The sequence below is a fragment of the Rhizobium sp. LjRoot98 genome (genome assembly GCF_964252935.1).
In the GTDB taxonomy this organism is placed as follows: domain Bacteria; phylum Pseudomonadota; class Alphaproteobacteria; order Rhizobiales; family Rhizobiaceae; genus Pararhizobium.
The window spans coordinates 1-17,487 of the sequence record NZ_CAXUPW020000027.1 but is presented as its reverse complement, the minus strand read 5'-3'; the positions used below and the strand labels follow the sequence as shown (position 1 = coordinate 17,487).

The following is a 17,487-nucleotide window of genomic DNA, read 5'->3' as shown; positions in this document are numbered from 1 at the left end:
CCGGGATAGTTTCCGCCGGAACTTCACCTCTCCGGAAAGCAAAGCTCCATGAACCTGGAAAACGTTCTTCGCCAGATCGATCCCAATCATCGTGTCGTATGTCATGCTGCCATCCTTCCACCCGTTGGATTTAACCCGACCATCCTCTGATAGAACGTGCCGGGTGGGTAGAGCGGCAACCACGCCATCTATTCAGTCCTCGCTCTTGCGAAATGCCCAGGCGGCCCGCTCCGCCATCGTCTTGGACTTGTAGTAGGGTGTTACCCGTTTGCTCTCCACATCGGTCCAATCCGTCTCGCTGAAAGGCGCGCTTCCGCTACCGTGGTTGGTGGCTGCGATGGATGAGGTGAGAACGACCCGCTTGACTCCAGCTTGATGGGATGCCTGCAACACGCGGAGCGCCCCTTCTCTGGCCGTACGGATCAATCCTTCCTCATCATGCACCGCGCCAGTTGGAAATGGGGATGCAGTGTGGATCACGTAGCCGCAGCCTGACACCGCATCGGCCCATCCCTTGTCATTATCCAGATCGGCCTCAAAGAGGCTGACCTTGTCCTCAAAAGGCTGGAAGCGTGACTTTACAGCCGAGGCTCTCGTCATCTGCCTAAGAGTTCCCGGCACGCTGTAACCTTGCTTGAGCAGTTCCAGCACCACGTGTCCTCCAAGAAAACCTCCGGCTCCTGTTACCAGCACCATGCGCTTTTGTGATCGGCCATCATTCATCAAATGCTCCTCGTTTGGCCACAGCCTCAGCACCGTCCTCTCCCCCGTCAGATCTGCTAATCGTGTCGGCACCGCGACCAGATTAGCCCCGCTTACCCCAAGCAGGGTCCGGATGGGTAATCTGGTCAAATCGTATGCGGTTGATTGCGTCAATTAGTATTCATTCCCTCGCCGTTTGATTTAGATTAGATTGATACGAATATTGCCTGAGCGAGGATCGGAAAGGGAAGCGGACCTTTGGGGCCGTAATCGCGATTGCATGCGCTTTTCCGGTGGTCAATCGCTGGGATCTGGCCTGCGCCCTTTAAGGTCGGTGCCACGGACAACAGTAGCGGCTATTACGTCGGCCACCGATGTCGTCGTTTCCAATAGTCGATCGGATTGCGCGGTCATTCCGACGTGTGGTCTGTGGTGCAGGGGAACAATTAGGTCTTTCTAAAGTTCATGCGAACGAAGGGAGGATCAATTAACATCGTCAGAGTACTATTCCCGAAAAACTCAAAGCGCACGGCCGGATGTCGTGAGAGCGGAGGGCCGGCTGCATTCAATCGTCAATGGAGGGCGAAATGAAGCATCACGAACTCGATCAACTGCAATATCTTGCCCAGATCAATCAACATTTTCCACAACAGATCATGTCGCCGGAGGACCGCATCCGACGTTGGGTAGAGGTCCTTGAGGGACAATCTCATCAAGTGCTATCGACACTGCGCGAAACCGAAACTCAGCCGGCTGCTGCGCGTGCTGTCATGCGCAGCAATAACTCGGCGATCACTGTGGCCTTCAACGATCCCATTCTGCGGGCATCTGGGTTGGAAAACGACACTTACGGAGCAGCAAAGGAGTTTTTCCAGTTGTCTGACGGGCAGTTACACCACATCGTCTGCTACTGCCACTTTGGGACAACGGTAAGTGCTGCAAAGACCGCCCGCTACATTCGTACGCAGCACGTGGACAAGCCGAAGGGTATTTGGGGCCGCCTTCGCAGGATGTTCGCTTGAAAAGCAGAGGCATGCCAAAATAAACCGAGCCGGTGCCTCGCAATGAGGCACCGGGAGAAACAGATCTACTGTCAAACACCGGGCCATATTCTTCGGGGCGCCGCTGGATAAACGCCAGGGCAGAAGCGCCATCAATTGTTCCGGTCTTGGGATAAAGCAAAAGCGAGTTTTTGGAGAGGTTTCCTTCGACGAATTGTCCAATCATCCGACCACCGACGCCATGGTGAGACCGAGGAAACCGTCTGCTCGCGATAATCGTCGCGCTGGCCGAGCCGAAACGCGTTCTGCTCGCCATAGGCCGCGCGCGTCTTTGCGCCGACCTCCAACTCCATCAGCTTCTCGGCAGCAAAGCCAATTATCTCCCGCAGCAAATCCACATCCGCGCCCTTCTCAAAAGCGAGAGCCGGTTTCATCATCTCGTCGGTGATCGGTGATTTTTCTATCAGGTTGAGCTTGAACAACCCCACCCTACCGAAAAACGCTGATGGTCGCCTGCCTGCTACACCACCCCCAGGCACATAATCAGTGGGGGATCAGTGGGCTTCACTCTCGCTACACTATCCTGCTATGACGCGATTTCAGAGCTGGAAAAAAACACCGCTAGGTTTTGCACGGTTCTAACGGAAGGATAGTCGGAACTCGGGTTGGGATAGCACGTGTTGCCAATGGCATTCGGTAAGCATTTTATCAACAACCATGACCGATCGGTTTTCATGAGTGGTGCCCACTGTCGCCTGCTGAAACTGGCTGGAGTGGCGCCCGGTTCGGTATCGATCAGAAGCCCCCGATCAGCCACCGCTTCCAAATCTCGCCGTTGTATGGAACTGTAATGTCGCATCCGAATTTATGGGCAGCGCACAGCAATCATGGACTTCCAATGAATCCGCATCCAAACTTGACGCCCCCGATCGCAGACTTCCTACGCGAGCTTGAAGAAAATCGAAAGAATTTCACCGACGGGATATTTCCCACTGATGGTTGGATCCGCCGCGCTGATGACGGGAACGGCTACATTGTCCGTTTGGTGGATAAGTTCGGTTTAACAATGCAGCACTGTCCAAGCTTTGAGGATGGCTTATTGCTGATGATGAAAACGGCACTTGCATTGACGACAGGACGATACGTCGCACGTCAGGTTGCGCTTAATTTCTACCAAAAATATTTCGATGCCGTTGATTCAAGGCAACCCCGCCGTTTGACGGTAGCCGAGGCAAAGCTATGCGGGCAAGCCAGAAAGATCAGCGAAGCAATGAACGCTTACACTGAGAGCCTGCAAGGTAAGAAGGGCTCTTCAGAAGCTAATCGAGAATTTCACCGCGCCGCCATCCAGGTGGACCGGTTAATCAAACGCGCCAATGTGCTTTACAATGATGTGGTCCGTGAAGCCGCGAAATAAGCGATTGATACCGAGACCCAAGCTCTGCCGAAGCCTACAAACAATTTCCGGCCGGTGCCGCGATGAATCGACTGCGATCAAAGCCTGCTGATCACTGCCGTTGATGTCCATTTAGCCGTGCGAGGTGTGGGCTGTCCAACGATGTTCCAGGATCAGCAATCGCAAGCAATGTCTCGCAAGCATCGCGAAGGCTTGTGATGAACGTATGCACTGAACCGTCAGTAGGGATCCGCCTTTACTTTCGCTGCATCGTCGCATTTCACATACCACCGAGCTTGACGCCACTTGAACACAGGAGTCGATCCTTGAAGTTGGATGAAGCAACGTCAGATCGTGTCCCGGGACGTAGTGTAGCTCAAGCGACCACGGCTCATCCCAGAGGGTCGGATGAGTATCAGCGCGCCACGGCCGGCAAGCCGATGAGAGGATCATCGCTCATCTGACCGATGGTTTCCAGCGTCATGTATCGAGCCCGTTGAACGGCCCACTCATCGTTCTGTTCGAGCAGCAACGCGCCAACGAGCCGGATGATGGTAAGCGATGGGGTGGACGCTCCCACTCAACGGCATCTTCGTGCCAGAATGGTTGTGTTAGAACCATTACAAGCGAGAGCGTCCATGGAAAAGGTTACCATAATCCGCTTGGATTTGGCCAAGAGCATAATTCAAGTTCACGCGGCCAGCGTAGATGGATCGGTGCTTTTTCGGCGGAAGGTTTCAAGCAAGAAGTTGCTTGCCTTCCTGTCGGAGCTTGATCCGTTTATTGTAGCAATGGAGGCGTGTGCCGGGAGCCACCATTGGGGCCGCGAGATTGCCAAGCTTGGGCATCGAATGAAGTTGATCGCGCCACTTTACGTCAAGCCGTTCGTCAAGTTATGGCGAGGTGAGCATAATTTGACTAATCACGAGGTCGTCGTAATGCGGAGGAGCGCGGCCTGATCGCCGGATTTTCGCCGTTCTTGTCAATGGTTCCTCCGCATTATTTCAGAGTGTGTCGAGCCAGGCGAGCACGCTGGCATCGCGCTTCCAGGATGGCTGGCTGCCGGGTGTGGCTGGAACGGTATGGATGCGTTGCGCTGCTCGATCAGCCATTCGTAGAAGAACGCGCGCAGCAGGGCCGGGAACCGGTCAAACTTGCTCATGGCCGCATCTCCTGCACCATGCTGAGGCACGGTGCGCCAACTGCCCGGAACCGCTCATTCGCGTAATGCAGCAGCTCCTGCGTGACGGTGATATAGACCAATGTAGAGTTGATATCCTTATGGCCGAGATAGGTCGCGAGGAACGGCAGGCGATCCTGCGGGTTGATGCCCGTCCGGTACCATTCCAGGATTCTGTTCACGACCATAGAGTGGCGCAGTCATGAACGCGAGGGCCCGGTCACAGACATAGGGGATAATCAAAGAGCAGATGCCGACCCCGATCCCGCAAGCACCAAAAGCGGCATACCCAAGGCATCCAGCGCATCCAGAAATTCGATTGGGATCAAAAAATAAAGGCTGCTGTCATCGCCGCGCCCAGACGCTCCATGCCCTTCGTTGCTCCACCCCTGTGCAATCATGGGCCCAAGCACGATCTAGAGGACAAAGAGACCGAGCCGAGGAGATCGGGGGACCACTGGCCGCCGCCCTTGCCAAGTAGCGAGGGCACGTCAATCGGTAAGTACAACCCCGACGCCTTGGTCAGGCCATTCGCCGAGATGAGATGACGGCGGCCAAGGTATTGAATGTCGCTTCGACGATTTTCATTGTATTGACCCGGAAGCGCAGTCCAGGCTTCCAGCGGTAGACGAAAGACAACTCTTGTCTCTCTTCGATGCCGTGACTGACACGTCCCATGAATCACCAGACAGCGCTTAGCGGCGGAATTTGAGACGGGTGTAGGACCAAAGTCCGACGCCTATAGGACTGAGGTCTGACAGTGGAACTCTCGCCAGCTTAGATCGTTCTGTGCCTAGGAGGCCTTCATGATCTACGAAAAAAGTCCGGCCTGGCAGTACCGATTTTCGCTATCCTGCTCGCGATGGCTGGAATACTGGCCACGCTCTTCGCCATCGGTGGGCCGGACGACCGCCAAAGCGGCCGAGTGTGGGTCTTCCAAAAGCTGGCAACGGCGGCTTCGACCTATGTTGGTCAGGGCGTCTACCGGCCCCGATAGCGTAACCAACGACGAAATCAAATCAAGATGCCAATTAGGCGGAACAAAGGTGGGCAAAACAAGTTCCGCCTGACGCATCAAACAAGGAGGAAAGCATGAAAAAATTGTTCATATCTGCCGTCGCACTGTTCCTCTCAATCTCCGGAATAGCCGTCGCTCAGACAGCGACGGTGACGGTTCCCGGCGAGGTCAGGACTTATGTTCTCGAACAGAAGACACCTTCCGTTACATTTGAAGGCGACTTCGCCGTTGGGACCGCACTGCCTGATACGGTGGAGATCCATACAATCCCCGATCAGGCGGACTACAGCTACGTCATCGTCAATAACAAGCGGGTGCTGGTCAATCCCAAAACCCGTGCTGTGATTGAAGTGATTGAGTAATTAGACGTGCCCAGGCCCGGCTGATGCCGGGCCAAATCGCGTGAGCGACGTTACCGCAGCACACCCCGTGACCGACACGGGCCGGAACCCAACGAGGAAATAACATGCTTGGTACAATTCTCCTGATTGTCTTGGTGCTCTTGCTGATCGGTGCGCTGCCGAGCTGGAGCCATAGCCGCAATTGGGGTTATGGACCTTCAGGTGGCCTCGGGCTGGTCGTCATCATCCTCCTCATCCTTGTCTTGATGGGCCGCATCTGATCGTTCTCCCCTCCAACCTGTCCTAGAAAAGGAACCAATCATGAAGAACATCCTCCTCGCAGCCGTGCTCATCCTTCCGCTCAGCGCTTGCACACAAACCGAAAGGGGCGCCGGCATCGGTGCTGCATCCGGCGCCATCATCGGCGGCGTGGCGACCGGCAATGTACGCGGTGCGGCAGTGGGTGCCGCCGTTGGCGGCGTGGCCGGTGCCCTGATCGGCAATGCTAGTGAGCCCGGCCGCTGTATCTATCGCGACCGCTATGGCCGCCGTTACGAAGCGTCTTGCTGATCGATCGGAAGTTTGCGTCGACCGGCAACTGCGGGGGGGTCGATCATCCCGCTTTGGGGCATCGAATTCTCCTCGATGGAGATCAAGATGAAGGTCCTACCGCTCCTCGTCGTGAGCGTACTGCCTTTAGTTGCTGCCGTCGCTCCAATCGCCTATGCGGAGTTGGAAGCCGAGAATGGCACCGACGTTATTCTGATCCGGCCTTGAGCGACGAAGCATTGCGCGACGCGCTCGCCAGCTTCGCGAAGGACGGTATTGTAACCGACTACACTCTGGAGAGGGCCAAGGATGTCCTTGGTGTAGGACCCGAATTTGGCAAGATCGATCAAATCCACGACACACTTCCGAACCCGGTGCCCTATGCCGCACTGGATACTGCGTACTACATTAGAAACTAATGTGATCAGACGCTGATCAAGCAAGGCTGATCACTGAGGGGTGTCTATGCCGAATACACCGGACGGGCAGTTAGTCACCAGGAATACCGGGGCTGCGACCGCTCTCTACGTCGATAGTGTCATTGCGCCCCTCCTACCACACATGCAAACCAACAACGATCTCAGCGAATTGGTGCAGCGAGCACTCGACGAGACTTTGGCCAGGGCAGACTGGGGAAATGGCTATTGTCGTTTCGTCTGTGGCGTCCCGATGACCAGACCAAAAAACGCCATAAGCAACCAGGATCGTGGCCTTCTAAGCAAATTTCTGACTATATTTCCCTCTGGAATTCCGGGGCCTTCGATGGGAAGGGCAAACCATGCGATTATTGCAGCCGCCAACCCCAGGATCGCCAGCGAACCCAGCCCGAGATGCCAGCTTCCTGTCATTTCCATAAGCAAGGGAGAGGCTTGTGCGCCAAGTGCGCCCCCGCCCAGCAGCGTGGCGGAATAGAGCCCCATGATGGGGCCAGCACGATGCGGGAGCTCCCGTTTGATCATGCCCGGGAAGATCGCCTGGACGATTGCAACACCGAAACCTATCAAGGCCGCGGTGCCCACCATGGCCCATGCGCTGGAAACGAAGTACCGCAAGAGCGTCCCGAAAGTGATAACGGCAAGCGCAAAGACGACCGATGGACGTGCTCCGGCGAGCCGTTGTAGAGCCGGGCCGAGGAATGCGAAGCAACCCATCAGCAGCATCGGCACGAACGTGAGCATCGCAAGGCCATGCGACCCGAGGCCGGTGGCTGCGCGAATGGTCTCGGCAAGTGGCCCGACGCTGGTAATAAACGGGCGAAGATTGAGACCGATAGCCGCGACGGCAATCAAAAAAAACCAACGCGAGCTGTACTGGCCCTGCATGTGTCTGTCCTGTCATCGGCTCTGTTGCCGGCACTGGAGTTTAGGTCCGGATCCCAAACGGACCGAACGAATACCCGAGTGGAACGCCGGCTCGCGGCCGAAGGATGGCTAGGCTATGCGGGCATAATGTTCGAAGCCGACCACTTTCAAGGGCGGCGTCTCATGCCGATAGCCTGGCGGACGTATGGGGCTACCGGACGAGGCGCATGATGCTTTTGCCGGTCGTCGATTTGCCGCAGCCGCTCTCGCCCACCAGCGACAGCGTCTCCTTTTCTCGAAGATCGAAGGACACGTCTTCGACCGCGTGAACGTTGGCGACGACACGCTGGAACATGCCTTGCCGGACAGCAAAGCGCGTCACAAGATTGCGGACGCTGAGGACTATCTCCGGACTGACCGCATGCCCGGGCTGCGGTGTCGCAGTCTCAACCACGCTTAGCGGGCCACATTCCAGCCGGTTGCTGAGCTTTGGCGCCGCATCGAGCAGACGGCGAGTATACTCATGCTGGGGCGCATTGAAGATGGCATGGACATCGCCGCTTTCCACCACTTCACCGCGCAGCATGACCACGACCTTGTCGGCGATCTCGGCCACGACACCCATGTCATGGGTGATCAGGAGAATGGCCATGCCGGTCTCACGTTGAATGGCCTTCAGAAGCGCAAGAATTTCGGCCTGCACAGTCACGTCCAATGCAGTCGTCGGCTCATCCGCGATGAGCAGGTCCGGCTTGCACAGGATGGCCATGGCGATCATGACCCGCTGGCGCATGCCGCCCGACAATTCGTGCGGATATTGTTTCAACCCGCGCACGGGTTCGGGGATACGCACTTGCTCCAGTGCGCTCAGTGCGATCTTGCCGGCCTCAGCCTTGCTGGCCTTGCGATGTTTGACTACCACCTCGCACAATTGCTGGCCGATGGTCAGCACGGGGTTGAGAGACGTCATCGGCTCCTGGAAGATCATGGCAACACGGTCACCCCGCACGGCCTGCATGCGTGCTTCGCCAAGGGCCAGGAGATCGGTCTCGACACCCGGCCCTTCGCTCAGCATGGCACGACCGCGCACGATCTGCGCACCCATGAACTCGACCAGCCGCATGATGGATTTGGCCGTAACCGATTTACCCGATCCTGACTCTCTAACGATCGCCACGACCTCGCCGCGGCCGATGGCCAAGTCGATGCCCTTGACGGCAAGCGGACCATCCGGCACGCCACGAAACTTCAAGGCTCTAAGATGGTTCGTTCCTCCAAAACTCGACAGCTCGCACAGGCGCTAAAGTCGCCGAAAGGTGCCTTCAGCCATGCGATAGAAAGATTCTCTGCCGATTGGCACAATGAAGGATGGATGCAGAATGAGTGACGCGGGCAACGGTGATTACCAGCAGGAAACAACGGGCACTCGCTCGCGCAACGCCCAGGCGACGCGGAAATCCATCCTCGAAGCGGGAATAGTGGAGTTCTGCGAACACGGCCTGAGCGGCGCCAGCACCGACCGCATCGTCGAGCGCGCGGGATGCAATATCCGGATGCTTTACCACTATTTCCAGAGCAAGGAGCTGCTCTACAAGGCCGCGCTCCAGGACGACGACGACCTGCGCAGCAAGGAGGCCGGGCTCAACATTTTGGACCGCGACCCGGTGGCAGGAATCGCGGCGCTGACCGCCTTTACCTTCGATTACATGGCGGCAACGCCTGCCTTTATCAAAATGGTTCTGGCAGAGAACCTGTTGCAGGGAGAGTTCATCCGCACGATAGTGAGCATACCACGATCGTCGCGGCCGCTGATCGGCTCCATCGAGACACTGCTTGATCGAGGCGAAGCCAGTGGCGAGATCCCGCCGGGCATCGACGCCATGCAACTCTACATATCGATTGTCGCGTTGAGCTTTATTCACATCTCCAGCCGCTACACGCTGTCGGTCACATTCGGCGTTGACCTGTCCTCGGACGGGATCGTCACCGAACGACGGCAGCATGTCGTCGACCTGATTGGTCAACGCCAGCTCGCCTTGCGGTTTAAGCATCCACCAACGTCCGGCGCAGACTGGCATCCAGGGACACAATATAAGCGCGCGGCCGCGCTGGACCCATCAGGAGAGCCGCAGGAGGTCAACTGCCGGAGGACGTTACGAGCATCCGAAATGCACCTCGGCGATATCGGCGATATGCTTGCCGATCGGCAGCGCCGAGGTGGCTGCAGGGGATGGGGCGTTGAGCACGTGAACCGTGCGGGCCGTGCGTTCAATCAGAAAGTCATGCAGCAGGCGGCCGTCGCGGCTGACCGCCTGGGCGCGGATGCCAGCGGGATGCGGATGCAGATCCGCCAGCTCGAGCTCTGGGCAATAACGTTGGCACAGCGCAAGGTATCGGCGGCGGCTGAGCGAATTGGCCATCTCACCCAATCCATAGCGCATGTTGTTTGCAATGACCTGGCGAAACCCGGGGAAACGAACCATCTCCCAGAGATCCCGGGGATTGATGTTGCCGAAACTGTAGCCATTGCGGGCAAAGGCCAGCACGGCGTTGGGGCCGACCGTCACGAACCCGCCGATCATCGGCGTCAGATGCACCCCAAGGAATGGCAGGGATGGTTCCGGGATGGGATAAATAAGGTGTTCGACGATGCGGTTCTTATCTGCACCGAGGCGAAAATACTCGCCGCGGAAGGGAACAATCGCAATATCCTTGGCAAGGCCGCACATTCGCGCCAGACGGTCTGCGTTGACGCCGGCACAGACAATCACATGGCGGGCAGTGAGCAGCATTCCCGTGTCGAGCGTAATCTCCACGCCGCCTGCTTGCTCATCGATGCGGGTAACGTCAACATCGGTCATGATCGTGCCATCGGCTTCGAGAAGAAGCGCACCCATGCGCCGCGTCACTTCGCCATAATCGACGATCCCCGAGGCTGGAATGAAAAGAGCTGCGACACCGGCAATATGTGGTTCGCGTTCCGTCAACTCAGCCTTGCTGACCCGATGGACCTCAAGCCCGTTGGCGACGGCACGCTCGTGGAGCTTTTCCATGCGCGGCAACTCTTCTAGGCTGGTGGCCACGAGCATTTTGCCACGCTGTTCGAAGCGAATGCCATAGTCCTTGCAGAACTGCATCGTCGCAGCACTGCCCTGCCGGCAGAATTGTGCTTTCAGGCTGCCAGGTTCATAATAAACGCCGGCATGGATGACACCGCTGTTGCGCCCGGTCTGATGACTGGCAAGCATCGACTCCTTTTCCAAGACGGCAACGGTAAGGCCGGGAAATCGTTGTGACATCTGCATGGCTGTCGATAACCCGACAATGCCACCCCCGATCACCACGACATCAAAATCCGCCACGCGCTCGAAACTCATTCTGCCCGTTCCTGTCGTATCCGCAGAAAGCCTTTTCTTGCTACACCAATGACCGCTTCAGTGCCACGCGCCGCGCGTATCGTAGATAACTTTGCCCGCCAGGCGCGTGTGCCTCATGGCCTTGAATGGTTCGTGCTCGACGAGAAGCACCACGATGTCCGCACGCTCCACCGCCTGATACGCACCCTCAAGGTGGAGATTATCATACTTGGACAACAATCCTGGCATAGCGCTGACATAGGGATCCGCTACAAGAATCTCCACATCCGGCAGCGCCTGTGCAATGAGCCCGACGACTTCTATAGCGGGGCTTTCGCGCACATCATCGACATTTGCCTTGAAGGTCAGGCCCAGGCAGGCAACCGTCGGCGAACGGAACCGTTTTGCCTTCTCCACAACCTGTCCGGCGACGTGGTGCGGCCGATGATCGTTGACCTCGCGTGCCGTGCGGATCAAGCGTGACAACTGGGGTGCCGCGGAAACGATGAACCAGGGATCGACCGGGATGCAATGCCCGCCGACACCCGGTCCCGGGCTGAGAATGTTGACCCGCGGATGCCGGTTGGCCAGGCGGATGACTTCCCAGACGTCGATATGAAGGCTTTCGCTGATCAGGGAGATTTCATTGGCGAAAGCAATGTTGACATCGCGATAGGCATTTTCCACCAGCTTGGCCATTTCGGCGCTTGCCGCATCGGTCAAGAGGATCTCGCCCTGAGCGAACAGGCGGTAAATGGACGCTGCCTTCTCCGCGCATCTGGGCGTCAAACCTCCGACGACGCGGTCGTTGGTGATCATCTCGATCATGATGCGGCCGGGAAGAACGCGCTCGGGGCAATGTGCAACAAATATGTCGGCGCCGGTTTCGCCATCACGCGGCATTCTCAGGTCCGGGCGCAGGGCTCCGATCCAGTCTCCGACTTTCTGTGTAGTTCCAGGAGGGGACGTGGACTCAAGAACGACAATGTTTCCGGGTTTCAGCCTTGGAGCGATCTGCTCCGCAGCGGCTTTCACATAGGACAGGTCAGCGGTCCGGTCCTCGTTGAACGGCGTCGGAACGGCGATGATGAAGGCTTCCGCTTCCGGGGTCTCCGTCGTCGCGGTCAGCCGGCCCATGGCGACGGCACCGCTGACAGCCACGGCCAGATCCGGTTCGACAAACGGTACTTCCCCGCGCGACAGGGCTGCGACGGTGGCCGGATTTATGTCGACACCGATCACATCGACGCCGCGCGTCGCGATCGCCACAGCCGTGGGCAACCCGATATATCCCATGCCGAGAATGGCAACTCTGCTCTTGAATACGTCACTCATCGGCAATGCTCCGAAGTTGCTTTTCTGGCATAATGGACTTGGCGGGCGCCACATTCCGGTTCGCGCCAAACCTGAATGCACGCGCGGGGTGAAACAGTTCACGGGCGGTGAGCTGGACGAAGCTGGTATTGGTCTTCAGGTAGCGCCACATCAGCCGGCGCGGCTCCTGCAGCAATCTGTACGCCCATTCCATTCCGGCTTTCTGCCAGGCGACCGGCGCACGTTTAGTCAGACCGGCCATAATATCAAAAGAGCCGCCGACGCCATGCAGCACTGGGACGTTGAGCAACGAGCCATAGGAGCCCAGAAATATTTCCTTCTTGGGCGATGTCATTCCCAGAAAGAGCATATCGGCACCGGAATCTCGAATATCGGCGGCGATCTGGCCTGCTTCTGCGGCTTCATAATATCCATGGTGGCTGTAGACGATCCTCAAGCCGGGAAAACGCTGTGCGATAACACGCCGCATTTCCTTCAAAATCTCGGGCTTCGCGCCCAGCAGTGCAATGGACCGGTCGTCGCGATGGGCAAGAAAAAGAAGACGCGTGAAGATATCGATGCCTGCCACCCGTTCCGGCAAAGGCCGACCGAGCAACTTGCTTGCCCACACGATGGATTGACCATCCGCCAGCAAGAGATCGCATCCCATCAGGGATTCGCGCAGGAGTGAATTCCTGTGAAGTTCGACAATTTTTGCCGCATTGAGCACCCCCAGAAGGATTGGCCGGCGTGTTGTAAGCGCCGTGCGGCATCGCTCGATGACATCGTCCATGCGCATGGCGTCCATATACATGCCGAACAGAAGTTGACGCTGCCCTTGCATATCAAATCTCCTTGGACACTGCAGGCATCTCCCCTGCCGGGCTAAGGGAAAGCTGTGCGACCACGCCTCCCGAAAGCCACGCATACATCAACCAGCCGAGTTCATAGGGCCGGCATTCATAATCCACACAGATCGGCGGGAAGAGCCTATCAAGGCCGGGAACATGCAACCCCGGCATCAGAGCCGTCGTCAGGGCGGATATCGCCCTGACTATCTTGCGGGGTTCGCGGCGCCCCACCTTGCGCCAGATCACACCTTTTTCCGCTGCGACGAGCGGCGTCGAAACCTCAGGGTGCTCGTCGAGCCACCGCATGCCTTTGATGATCGCTTGCGAGTGGTCGGTGCCCCCGGCCTCCCGGAGCTCGAGCAGCGCCATCGGGGCCATCGCGTGCTGATGAACGCTGTAAACCGGATAGCCCTCGACGACACCGCCGTTGCGCGTATCGTAATGCCACCACCATTGGCCGGCCGGACCCTGCAGCGCGCAAATGCGCTCTGCACAGGCTTCCGCTGCCGACAGAGCTTCGATGTTCGGCTGTGCCGCATGAAGACGGGAAAATGCCTGTATCGGGTAAACCTGATCGGCAAAACACCCGATATGAGCCCGGAAACGCCCGCTGGCCGATGCGGGAAGCATATGTGGAAACAGGCCGGACGAGGACCGTCCCGACATCAGCCTTTTCGTTGCCAGGGAAACGACGTCGCGTGTGTCGCCGAATTGCCGCGCGGCCAGGCCGGCACTCAATGCCCATGCGCAGTCTACAGTCGCAATGGACGTATCTGAAGCGAGTATCTGTACCAGCTGGCGAAACAGCGGCATTGAATGGAACCGCCCAGCCTCTGCTGCGGCCCAGGCAGCAAGCGCCACCGCGCCCATATCGGCGGACGTCGTGGCACGAACCACACACGCATTTGCAAGATCGAGTACCGTATTGCCGCCCAGTATCTGTTGCTGTGTGGTTCTGTCGACTTGGGACAGTCCAAGCGCGGCGATGGCGGTATAGCGGAGGCTGTCTCCTTCAAGATGTTCCGTCCAGCGCAAATCTGATTTGACCGCTCGCAATGTGTGCCCGAACGCGCCGCCCCGGTGCATGCGTGGCAAGCCCCGCTTTGCAATCTTCAAAAAGCGGCTGGCCTGGGTTCTTGTCTGAGGCGAAACTGATCCAAAGGCCTCCAACCGGTCAAGCGTGTCCAGTCCGGTTTGCTCAACGGCAGGCGGGTGCTGTCCGATGCTGTCCAGTGCTGTATTTCGGGCTCTCGATGGCAATGAATGCTTAAAATCAATCGGCATGAAAGCTCCTGATAACTTGCCGCCGAACGAAAAGGCAGTTGACCAAAGATCGGCGCAAAGACGCTGGAAATTCCTATCAAAATCGTCGGTTGCTGTAGACATGCTAGAAAATCCTGACAGATATGCCAGCGCACTCAAAGACTTACAAAAGCGCCATCGGACCATGCAGGCACCGGTCCCGGCATGCACCGATAGTATTACCCGGGCGGGCCATCATTCGGCTTTGGGATGAGCGCAGGGCTGGACGGGACTTATCCTCTACCTCTCTCTGCAGTGTTTCAGCGCCAACCCTTTTCCAATAGGAATTGCAGAACTCCCGCTCGCGGGTCTCGCCAGACATGAGGGCGCGAAATGGATGGTTCGATAAAGCAAAGAGAGCCTTTGGTTGACGGCAGGATCGAACCAGGCTCCGTGGGCGCGCGAAAACTCTCGGTCGTCACCGTTGCCTATAACAGCGCTTCGGTGCTGCCAGGCTTGCTGGATTCTCTTCGCGCGGGTCTTGAAGGCATTGAGCAATATGAAGTGATTGTCGTCGATAATGACAGTCACGATCATTCTGTCGAACTCGCGGCTGCGCACGAAATCGGGGCGAGAGTCATCGTAACCGGCCGCAATGGCGGCTATTCCGCAGGGATCAACGCAGCCACCGCGACGATTGATTCCTCTTCGGATCTGCTTGTTCTCAATCCGGACATCCGTCTGCAACCCGGCTCGATAAGCCGCTTGTACGCAGGCATAAACAGTTCTTCGGTTGGGGTGGCTGTGCCGCAGGTCCGCGGTGAGGACGGTGTTGTCGCCAAATCCATTCGCCGTGAGCCATCGATAACAACGGCGTGGTCCGAAGCGCTGCTTGGAGGAACACTAGCCGCCCGAATGGGATTGGGTGAAATCGTCGATAAGGCTTCATTGTACCGGGATGGCGGACGTATCGAATGGGCCACCGGTGCTATCTTGCTGGTCACGGCCCATGCCCGCGCAGTGATTGGCGACTGGGATGACAGCTTCTTCCTCTACAGTGAGGAGGTCGACTATCTTCAGCGCGTTCGAGCTGCAGGACTGGATGTGGTCTATATTCCCTCGTCTCAGGCCGTCCATATTGGCGGGGATTATCACAGCAGCGATTTTCTCACCGCGCTCATGACGACCAATCGCATCAAATACTACCGTCGCCATCACGGCGCATTCGCCTCGGCATTGTTCCGATCGGGCATCATCGCCGGAGAAGCGATGCGCATGGCGATGAAATCGGGCCATCGCGCTGCCGCGTTGAGCGCTGCACTCGGCCGTTAGCCGCGCCCAGCTCGCGGCCACGCGGGCAGTTCAGAACTCTTGTTCGGGCTCACCAGCGAATCACGCGGCGGACCAACCTCTATACTCCCCTTCAATTTCTGTATTTTTTGGCATGCTTGGTAAGCAGCCCGCGGCCGAAAACGCGGTTGATCCAACCGTTCATAAATCCCTATGGTTGCGTAGAATAAATTTTCTAAAAAAAAGATACGAGCTTTTCCTCGCCTGCGGCGTCATTGAGCTTCTGAAATTCTTCAGCAATTTTTTGCAAGTCTTTTCAGAGGGATTGCCACACGTCAGGTTGTATTTTTGCGTAACGATTTAAAAAACCTGCGATATTTTAATTTCCGTTGAATGGCCAGAAATTTGGCAAGCATATCAAACGGAAGCGGCATTTTAAGGATTTTGCGGCAATATTAAGTCTGAAATTAGGCACCTTGCCCCAATATACCGGGTTAATTTTAACCTCGTTGCGCCATCTTAAAAGTTGCATTACTTCTCGCTGTTATAAGCTTGGCTTACCTAAAAAGAGGTAGCCGGCTTACCCGTAATACTATCTTGAAACGGGGTTAACGGCTGAGGAGAAAGGCGATAGCACAGTGGCACGAACACTACTGAACACAACCACCAGCGGTTTTTTGACTGAGGATGCCATTCAGGCGAATTCTCTCGACGTCATTGATCTGAACAAGGCGAGCGAGGATCAGCAATCAACGGTTCCATCCAAGACCACGTTCAATGACTCTGCCCATCTCGGCGATCACGAGGTGATGGAGGGGTTTAGCGCTCGTGACGTTGGCGATGAGAGCACTACCGCTGAACAGAATTCACTTCACTTCCTCAACAATTCATCATCCCAGGCAAATGCTGTCAGCTCTGAAAGTAGCTGGAGCGGCATCTCCAAGGCCGGCATGGCCGGCACGGCGATCGAAGCCGAGGAAACCGTCGGCGCTCCACCCGTGTTGAAATCCGCAGCCGCTATGAGCGCGTCGGCAAGCACCAGCGCGGCCACCGTTTCTTCCGCAGCCGGCACGAATGCCCCTACAGCGACAGCAGCGACAGCAGCGACAGCAGCGACAGCAGCGACAGCAGCGACAGCAGCGACAGGGTTTCCCGACGAGACCAATACCGGCGTCAAGGCCGGAGTCCCGATGACGAAATATACGGGCTCGCTTCATATTACGACGGACAACGCCGTCATCAGCAATATGGAAGTGACTGGTGATATCATCATCGATGCCAAGAATGTTACGCTGAGCAACATCAAGCTCATCTCCAATACGGAGTGGCATGTCCTCAGGGTCATGGATGATGCGACCGGCTTTACGCTCAAGGACAGCGAAATCGACGGGCGTGGCTTGAGCGATAATGGCGTTTACGGCCATGGGACGTTCTTGCGCAACAACATTCATGATGTCGAGAACGGCATGACCCTGTGGGGGCCTTCCTCCGTTCAAGACAATTACATTCACAACCTTCGGAATGGAAAAGCAGACCCGCACTACGACGGCATTCAAGTCAACGGCGGGCGCGATATCGATTTCATCCACAACACGATCATCAACGACCACAACCAGACAGCCGCCTTGATGCTGGAAAACACCTTCGGTGGCCTCGCCAACATCACGGTCGACAACAACCGATTGGTGGGTGGCGGCTATACCGTCTATCTCGACGGGCGTAAAGGCGGCGGTGCCGTTGTTGAAAACACGATCAAGATTACCAACAACCAGATCGGCGGCGGCTACTGGGGCGATTTTTCGCTATATGGCAGCAAGCCGATCCTATCCGGCAACACGGGTCTGAGCACGGTGCCGCAGCCTCCCGTTCCTACTGGCGCGACAAGCGGGGATGACATTCTCACCGGCACGGCAGGGATCGACTCGATTGACGGCCTTGCCGGTAAC

Annotated in this window: 17 protein-coding genes and 6 pseudogenes; 11 read left to right on the top strand and 12 right to left on the bottom strand. The window is 57.1% G+C overall.

Annotation, left to right across the window (positions count from 1 at the left end; translation table 11 throughout):
* Positions 1-105, bottom strand: a pseudogene (locus ACSQ3J_RS30580) (IS110 family transposase); the annotation flags it as partial.
* Positions 106-192: 87 nt separating this feature from the next.
* Positions 193-723: an NAD-dependent epimerase/dehydratase family protein gene (locus ACSQ3J_RS30575; RefSeq protein ID WP_082512249.1), complete on the bottom strand. Its 531-nt coding sequence runs from the start codon at positions 721-723 to the stop codon at positions 193-195.
* A gap of 566 nt (positions 724-1,289) precedes the next feature.
* On the opposite strand from ACSQ3J_RS30575, the gene ACSQ3J_RS30570 reads away from it, so the two are divergent.
* Positions 1,290-1,724, top strand: coding sequence for a hypothetical protein (locus tag ACSQ3J_RS30570; RefSeq protein WP_060505667.1), 435 nt, complete (start codon positions 1,290-1,292; stop codon positions 1,722-1,724).
* A 242-nt stretch (positions 1,725-1,966) separates the two neighbouring features.
* On the opposite strand, the pseudogene ACSQ3J_RS30565 reads toward ACSQ3J_RS30570, so the two are convergent.
* Positions 1,967-2,152: pseudogene (locus ACSQ3J_RS30565) on the bottom strand (IS256 family transposase); the annotation flags it as partial.
* A gap of 401 nt (positions 2,153-2,553) precedes the next feature.
* Between ACSQ3J_RS30565 and ACSQ3J_RS30560 the strand changes: the two are divergent.
* Positions 2,554-3,120 (top strand): hypothetical protein, encoded by a 567-nt coding sequence (locus ACSQ3J_RS30560; RefSeq protein WP_156397693.1) that lies wholly within the window; start codon positions 2,554-2,556, stop codon positions 3,118-3,120.
* 394 nt (positions 3,121-3,514) lie between these two features.
* Here the strand turns inward: ACSQ3J_RS30560 and ACSQ3J_RS30555 are convergent.
* Positions 3,515-3,652: pseudogene (locus tag ACSQ3J_RS30555) on the bottom strand (IS256 family transposase); the annotation flags it as partial.
* Between the two features lie 85 nt (positions 3,653-3,737).
* Between ACSQ3J_RS30555 and ACSQ3J_RS30550 the strand changes: the two are divergent.
* Positions 3,738-4,058 (top strand): IS110 family transposase, encoded by a 321-nt coding sequence (locus ACSQ3J_RS30550; protein ID WP_060505027.1) that lies wholly within the window; start codon positions 3,738-3,740, stop codon positions 4,056-4,058.
* Positions 4,059-4,081: 23 nt separating this feature from the next.
* Here the strand turns inward: ACSQ3J_RS30550 and ACSQ3J_RS30545 are convergent, their stop codons facing one another.
* Together ACSQ3J_RS30545 and ACSQ3J_RS30540 are read right to left on the bottom strand one after the other, a co-directional pair.
* Complete coding sequence (locus ACSQ3J_RS30545) at positions 4,082-4,261, bottom strand: hypothetical protein (protein WP_200956646.1); 180 nt, start codon at positions 4,259-4,261, stop codon at positions 4,082-4,084.
* Positions 4,258-4,467: a hypothetical protein gene (locus ACSQ3J_RS30540; RefSeq protein WP_060505026.1), complete on the bottom strand. Its 210-nt coding sequence runs from the start codon at positions 4,465-4,467 to the stop codon at positions 4,258-4,260. Before ACSQ3J_RS30540 ends, ACSQ3J_RS30545 begins: the two co-directional genes overlap by 4 nt.
* Before the next feature lie 904 nt (positions 4,468-5,371).
* Here ACSQ3J_RS30540 and ACSQ3J_RS30535 point away from each other — a divergent pair.
* The 5 genes and pseudogenes from ACSQ3J_RS30535 to ACSQ3J_RS30515 form a co-directional block, all read left to right on the top strand.
* Positions 5,372-5,659, top strand: coding sequence for a DUF1236 domain-containing protein (locus tag ACSQ3J_RS30535; protein WP_060505025.1), 288 nt, complete (start codon positions 5,372-5,374; stop codon positions 5,657-5,659).
* Positions 5,660-5,763: 104 nt separating this feature from the next.
* Complete coding sequence (locus tag ACSQ3J_RS30530) at positions 5,764-5,919, top strand: DUF3309 family protein (RefSeq protein ID WP_082512207.1); 156 nt, start codon at positions 5,764-5,766, stop codon at positions 5,917-5,919.
* A 40-nt stretch (positions 5,920-5,959) separates the two neighbouring features.
* Positions 5,960-6,208 (top strand): glycine zipper domain-containing protein, encoded by a 249-nt coding sequence (locus tag ACSQ3J_RS30525; RefSeq protein WP_060505024.1) that lies wholly within the window; start codon positions 5,960-5,962, stop codon positions 6,206-6,208.
* Between the two features lie 203 nt (positions 6,209-6,411).
* Positions 6,412-6,606 carry a hypothetical protein gene (locus ACSQ3J_RS30520; protein WP_060505022.1) on the top strand — a complete coding sequence of 65 codons (195 nt, stop codon included), beginning with the start codon at positions 6,412-6,414 and terminating at the stop codon, positions 6,604-6,606.
* Between the two features lie 46 nt (positions 6,607-6,652).
* A pseudogene (locus tag ACSQ3J_RS30515) lies at positions 6,653-6,858 on the top strand (hypothetical protein); the annotation flags it as partial.
* On the opposite strand, the gene ACSQ3J_RS30510 reads toward ACSQ3J_RS30515, so the two are convergent.
* Together ACSQ3J_RS30510 and ACSQ3J_RS30505 are read right to left on the bottom strand one after the other, a co-directional pair.
* Positions 6,829-7,509 (bottom strand): MFS transporter, encoded by a 681-nt coding sequence (locus tag ACSQ3J_RS30510; protein ID WP_436041067.1) that lies wholly within the window; start codon positions 7,507-7,509, stop codon positions 6,829-6,831. The pseudogene ACSQ3J_RS30515 and the gene ACSQ3J_RS30510 overlap by 30 nt on opposite strands.
* A gap of 190 nt (positions 7,510-7,699) precedes the next feature.
* Entirely contained in the window at positions 7,700-8,725 is a 1,026-nt protein-coding gene (locus ACSQ3J_RS30505) for an ATP-binding cassette domain-containing protein (RefSeq protein ID WP_162246383.1), read from the bottom strand.
* Positions 8,726-8,849: 124 nt separating this feature from the next.
* Here ACSQ3J_RS30505 and ACSQ3J_RS30500 point away from each other — a divergent pair.
* A pseudogene (locus tag ACSQ3J_RS30500) lies at positions 8,850-9,494 on the top strand (TetR family transcriptional regulator); the annotation flags it as partial.
* 147 nt (positions 9,495-9,641) lie between these two features.
* On the opposite strand, the gene lhgO reads toward ACSQ3J_RS30500, so the two are convergent.
* The 4 genes from lhgO to ACSQ3J_RS30480 all read right to left on the bottom strand — a co-directional run bounded on the left by lhgO (position 9,642) and on the right by ACSQ3J_RS30480 (position 14,395).
* Positions 9,642-10,850 (bottom strand): L-2-hydroxyglutarate oxidase, encoded by a 1,209-nt coding sequence (gene lhgO / locus ACSQ3J_RS30495; RefSeq protein ID WP_436041068.1) that lies wholly within the window; start codon positions 10,848-10,850, stop codon positions 9,642-9,644.
* 72 nt (positions 10,851-10,922) lie between these two features.
* The gene (gene wecC / locus ACSQ3J_RS30490; RefSeq protein WP_060505017.1) at positions 10,923-12,179 is read right to left on the bottom strand and encodes a UDP-N-acetyl-D-mannosamine dehydrogenase; all 1,257 of its coding nucleotides are present in this window, start codon (positions 12,177-12,179) and stop codon (positions 10,923-10,925) included.
* Positions 12,172-13,002 carry a WecB/TagA/CpsF family glycosyltransferase gene (locus ACSQ3J_RS30485; RefSeq protein WP_060505016.1) on the bottom strand — a complete coding sequence of 277 codons (831 nt, stop codon included), beginning with the start codon at positions 13,000-13,002 and terminating at the stop codon, positions 12,172-12,174. The genes wecC and ACSQ3J_RS30485 overlap by 8 nt, the downstream gene beginning before the upstream one ends.
* A 1-nt stretch (position 13,003) precedes the next feature.
* Positions 13,004-14,395 carry a hypothetical protein gene (locus ACSQ3J_RS30480; protein ID WP_436041066.1) on the bottom strand — a complete coding sequence of 464 codons (1,392 nt, stop codon included), beginning with the start codon at positions 14,393-14,395 and terminating at the stop codon, positions 13,004-13,006.
* A gap of 249 nt (positions 14,396-14,644) precedes the next feature.
* Here ACSQ3J_RS30480 and ACSQ3J_RS30475 point away from each other — a divergent pair, with 249 nt between their 5' ends.
* Positions 14,645-15,583 carry a glycosyltransferase family 2 protein gene (locus ACSQ3J_RS30475; protein ID WP_082512205.1) on the top strand — a complete coding sequence of 313 codons (939 nt, stop codon included), beginning with the start codon at positions 14,645-14,647 and terminating at the stop codon, positions 15,581-15,583.
* Between the two features lie 596 nt (positions 15,584-16,179).
* Positions 16,180-17,487: pseudogene (locus ACSQ3J_RS30470) on the top strand (hypothetical protein); the annotation flags it as partial.

Bases quoted from the DNA above. Each gene is read 5' to 3' on its own strand.
- ACSQ3J_RS30570 (WP_060505667.1), top strand. From the start codon at position 1,290: ATGAAGCATCACGAACTCGATCAACTGCAATATCTTGCCCAGATCAAT.
- ACSQ3J_RS30535 (WP_060505025.1), top strand. From the start codon at position 5,372: ATGAAAAAATTGTTCATATCTGCCGTCGCACTGTTCCTCTCAATCTCC.
- ACSQ3J_RS30530 (WP_082512207.1), top strand. From the start codon at position 5,764: ATGCTTGGTACAATTCTCCTGATTGTCTTGGTGCTCTTGCTGATCGGT.
- ACSQ3J_RS30510 (WP_436041067.1), bottom strand. From the start codon at position 7,509: ATGCAGGGCCAGTACAGCTCGCGTTGGTTTTTTTTGATTGCCGTCGCG.
- ACSQ3J_RS30475 (WP_082512205.1), top strand. From the start codon at position 14,645: ATGGATGGTTCGATAAAGCAAAGAGAGCCTTTGGTTGACGGCAGGATC.
- ACSQ3J_RS30525 (WP_060505024.1), top strand. From the start codon at position 5,960: ATGAAGAACATCCTCCTCGCAGCCGTGCTCATCCTTCCGCTCAGCGCT.
- ACSQ3J_RS30560 (WP_156397693.1), top strand. From the start codon at position 2,554: ATGTCGCATCCGAATTTATGGGCAGCGCACAGCAATCATGGACTTCCA.
- ACSQ3J_RS30575 (WP_082512249.1), bottom strand. From the start codon at position 723: ATGAATGATGGCCGATCACAAAAGCGCATGGTGCTGGTAACAGGAGCC.
- ACSQ3J_RS30545 (WP_200956646.1), bottom strand. From the start codon at position 4,261: ATGAGCAAGTTTGACCGGTTCCCGGCCCTGCTGCGCGCGTTCTTCTAC.
- ACSQ3J_RS30485 (WP_060505016.1), bottom strand. From the start codon at position 13,002: ATGCAAGGGCAGCGTCAACTTCTGTTCGGCATGTATATGGACGCCATG.
- wecC (WP_060505017.1), bottom strand. From the start codon at position 12,179: ATGAGTGACGTATTCAAGAGCAGAGTTGCCATTCTCGGCATGGGATAT.
- ACSQ3J_RS30550 (WP_060505027.1), top strand. From the start codon at position 3,738: ATGGAAAAGGTTACCATAATCCGCTTGGATTTGGCCAAGAGCATAATT.
- ACSQ3J_RS30480 (WP_436041066.1), bottom strand. From the start codon at position 14,395: ATGTCTACAGCAACCGACGATTTTGATAGGAATTTCCAGCGTCTTTGC.
- ACSQ3J_RS30540 (WP_060505026.1), bottom strand. From the start codon at position 4,467: ATGGTCGTGAACAGAATCCTGGAATGGTACCGGACGGGCATCAACCCG.